Genomic DNA, 3472 nt, shown 5'->3' on the forward strand with positions numbered 1-3472 from the left:
GTTCTCGACGGTGGCCGAGGCGAAGATCGATTTGAGCCCCAGCCGCAAAAAGCCGTGGTCCAGGAGCGCCAGGACGATCTTTCTCCCCAGGCCCCTCCCCCTGAAGTCAGGGTCGCCGATGAGGTAGGAGATCTCGCCGGTGCAGGGGGTCCTCTCGTAGAGGGAGGCAAAACCGATTGCTACATCACCCCAATAAATTACGAAGTCCTCGTCCCTGGAGCAGAGGATGCTGACCTCGAGTTGATCTATGGTGAGGGAGGAAGAGGGCTCCATGTAACGGGTCAGCTCCTGGTCCTCAAACCACCGAAAGAGCAGGGGCGCGTCCTCCGCCCTCACCCGGGCGAACCTGAGTTCAGCCGCTGAAAAGCCCTCTTCGTCGCCTTTTCTTCCCTCCCGTCCGTCCTCGCCCTCAGCCTCTGTCCAGATATAGCCCTTCCCGAACCGGTCCAGGGCAGACCTCGCTATCTTCTCGATCAGCTGCGGGTAGTCCATCCCGGCGGCGGCGGCGGCCCGAGCAAAGCCGCTCCCCGATGGGTTGATGCAGGGGTTTGGGTTCACCTCGATGACGAAGGGCTCTTCGTCCCCGTCCCTGATCCGGAAGTCTACCCGAGCGTAGCTCTCGATCCCCAGGGCGGAGCAGGCCCGCTTTGCCAGGGACTCTATCCTCTCCAACAGCATCGGCTCCAGGAGGGCCGGGCAGATGGGGACCGTGTTCTGGAAAAAGGGGCTATCCTCGATCCACTTCGCCTCAAAGCCCAGGATCCTTGGAATGCCCTCCGGAAGGTTGAAGACGATCTCCGATATCGGGAGAACCTCGGCCCCCTGGGGGGCAATTATCAGGGCGGCGTTCACCTCTCTACCCTCGATATACTCTTCGACCAGTGCCGGCTGGCGATACGTTTCGAGAATTTGGGCGACCTTCGCCCTCAGATCCGTCTCGTCCCTCGCGATGGAGTCGGCGGTGATCCCGATGGACGCATCCTCCAGGAGGGGCTTGATGATCACGGGAAAGTCGAGGCTGAATGGATCGTCGGCGTTCCGAAAGACCGAGAACCGGGGAGTGGGTATCCCCTCCCTCTCCAGGACGAGCTTGGAGAGCCCCTTGTCCCTTGCGACCTCCAGGGCTCGGGGCGGGGAGCCGGTGTAGGGAACTTCCAGAAGCTCGATGAACCCCGCCACGTTCGGCTCGGCCCGGAGGTCGTCAAGAAAGCCCTCGGCGAGGTTGACGATCAGGTCGAAGTTTTTGAGACTTAAGAGCGCCTCCAGGCTGCAGCTGAGGGGGACGGCTTCGTGGCCCGCAGCTTCCAGGCTCAACTTCGCGCCCTCGACCGTCTCCAGGACCTCGGTCTCCGCCGCCATCTCCGTCTTGCTCCTCGCGGAGCCCTCGCCGGGGATGTTGTAGAGGATCGCCACCTTCATCTCGAAATTCCCTCTCGTGCGAGAGCCGCATTGAAGACCTTGCCTATAAGCTCTTCGTACGAGTATCCGGCCGCATAGGCGGCCTTGGGGAACCGGGAGTTCTCTCTGGGGTCGGGGATGAGGCCAGGGAGGGCGTTGACGTCGAAGACGCTAGGTTCGCCCTGGTTATCGAGGCGGAGGTCCAGCCTGCACAGGTCCCTCACCTCCAGGGCCTCGAAGGTCCTCGTAGCCGCCTTTTCGATCCGAGAACGGAGGTCGTCGTCCAGCTCGGCAGGACAGGCCGTGGTGTCGTATCCGGTGTCCAGGGAGTCATAGATCCACTTTACCTCATAGCAGTCGAATTTGGGAGCGCCCTCGGGGAGGCCCTCGAAGCCGACCTCGACTATGGGGAGGACCTCTGGGGGCGAGTTTCCCAGAAGCCCCACCGTGAACTCTCTACCGGTCAGGTACTCCTCGACCAGGACCGGCTGGCGGTAAGTCGCCGCCATCTCCGAGGCGACCTCTTCCAGCTCCTCCTTCGAGCTCACCAGGGACTTTGCGGTGATGCCCCGGCTGGACCCCTCGCCGTTCGGCTTGAGGAATAAGGGGAACTGGAGGTCTGACCTGAGCTCATCGGCCCGGCTGAGGAGCTGAAACCTCGGAGTCCTGATCCCGTTGGCTTCGAGGACCTCCTTCGTCCTCCTCTTGTCCAGGGTGATGGCCAGGGTGGTGACCCCGGAGCCGGAGTAGGGGATCCCCAGCATCTCCAGCATCGCCGGGATCTGGGCCTCCCTCGCCTCGCCCCGGATCCCCTCGGCGATGTTGAAGGCGAACTCGAAGTTTCCACGCCGGAGCATCTCGTAGGCGTCCTCGTCGGCCTCGACGATCACGACCTCGTCGCAACGGTTCAGAAGTGCCTTTCTTATCGCCTGAACCGTCGACGGCGCGTCGAACTCGGCGAAGGTGTCGTCCCCCGACTCCCGGGAGTAGTTCGAGGGGAGGGTGTTGCAGGTGAGGGCGACCTTCATCTCAGATCCTCGGGTTGGGGTACTCGTAGATCTCGCCCTTGTAGTTTGATATGACCGCCTTCTCCACCTCTGAGGCGAGGAGGTAGTCGGGGGGCAGTATGGGGATCTTGCCTCCGCCCGGCGAGTCTATGATCAGGTGGGGGACGCAGAGCCCCGAGGTGTGGCCCTGGAGGTGGTGGATGACGTCGAAGCCCGCCTGGAGGGGGGTTCTGAAGTGCTCGACGCCTTTCACCAGGTCGCAGAGGTAGATGTAGTAGGGCCTGACCCGATTTTTGACCAGCTTCTGCATCAGCTCCTTCATAACCTCAGGGTCGTCGTTGACTCCCCGAAGGAGGACGGTCTGGCTGCCCAGAGGTATCCCGGCGTCGGCCAGGAGCTTGAGGGCCCTCTCGCTCTCGGGGTTGATCTCCCGCGGGTGCTCGAAGTGGAGATTCATGTAGAGGGGATGGTACTTCTTGAGGACCTTGACCAGCCGCGGGGTGACCCTCTCCGGCATCACCGAGGGGACCCTGGTTCCTATCCTGATGATCTCGACGGAAGGGATGCTCCTCAGCTCCCGGAGGATGATCTCCAGCTCCCGGTTGGACCGGAGTAGGGGATCGCCGCCGCTGAGGAGGACGTCTCTTATCTCGGGGTGGCCTCGGATGTACTCGATACCCTTGAAGATCTGCTGCATGGGGGTCTGCTCGACCCTGCCCACGGACCGCTTTCGGGTGCAGAACCTGCAGTACATGGCGCACTTGGAGCTGACCAATAGGAGGACCCGGTCGGGGTAGCGGTGGATGAGGCCGGGAACCTTGGTGTCTCTCCCCTCCGAGAGGGGGTCGGCTACATTCTGGAAGTCCAACAGCTCCTCGGCGGCGGGGACGGCCTGCCTCCAGATGGGGTCGTCCTTCTCCTGGATGAGGGAGAGGAAGTGGCTGCTGATCTTCATGGGGTAGACCCTTTTTACCCGCTCGATCTCCTCCATGTCGCCTCCGAGGCGGGCCAGAAGCTCATGGACGGTCTCGGCCCGTTGTGGCGGCTTATCTTCGGCGGATTCGGCC

General features: G+C 62.6%; 3 protein-coding genes. All 3 read right to left on the reverse strand.

Translation table 11 applies throughout. The annotated features are described in order from the left end of the window. Positions 1-1419 (reverse strand): GNAT family N-acetyltransferase (locus ACP5EL_RS09730; RefSeq protein ID WP_428402314.1); only part of this gene is annotated, 1419 nt, incomplete at its 3' end. Beyond that, complete coding sequence (locus tag ACP5EL_RS09735; RefSeq protein ID WP_428402315.1) at positions 1416-2426, reverse strand: D-alanine--D-alanine ligase family protein; 1011 nt, start codon at positions 2424-2426, stop codon at positions 1416-1418. The genes ACP5EL_RS09730 and ACP5EL_RS09735, both read right to left, overlap by 4 nt. A gap of 1 nt (position 2427) precedes the next feature. Beyond that, on the reverse strand, positions 2428-3472 hold a 1045-nt coding region (locus ACP5EL_RS09740; RefSeq protein ID WP_428402316.1), incomplete at its 5' end, for a KamA family radical SAM protein.

Origin of the sequence: Methanocrinis sp. (genome assembly GCF_049974945.1) — an archaeon.
Classification (GTDB): domain Archaea; phylum Halobacteriota; class Methanosarcinia; order Methanotrichales; family Methanotrichaceae; genus Methanocrinis.

What these genes read in the sequence shown, in the direction of transcription:
- ACP5EL_RS09735 (WP_428402315.1), bottom strand. Translation starts at nt 2,426, where the DNA reads ATGAAGGTCGCCCTCACCTGCAACACCCTCCCCTCGAACTACTCCCGG.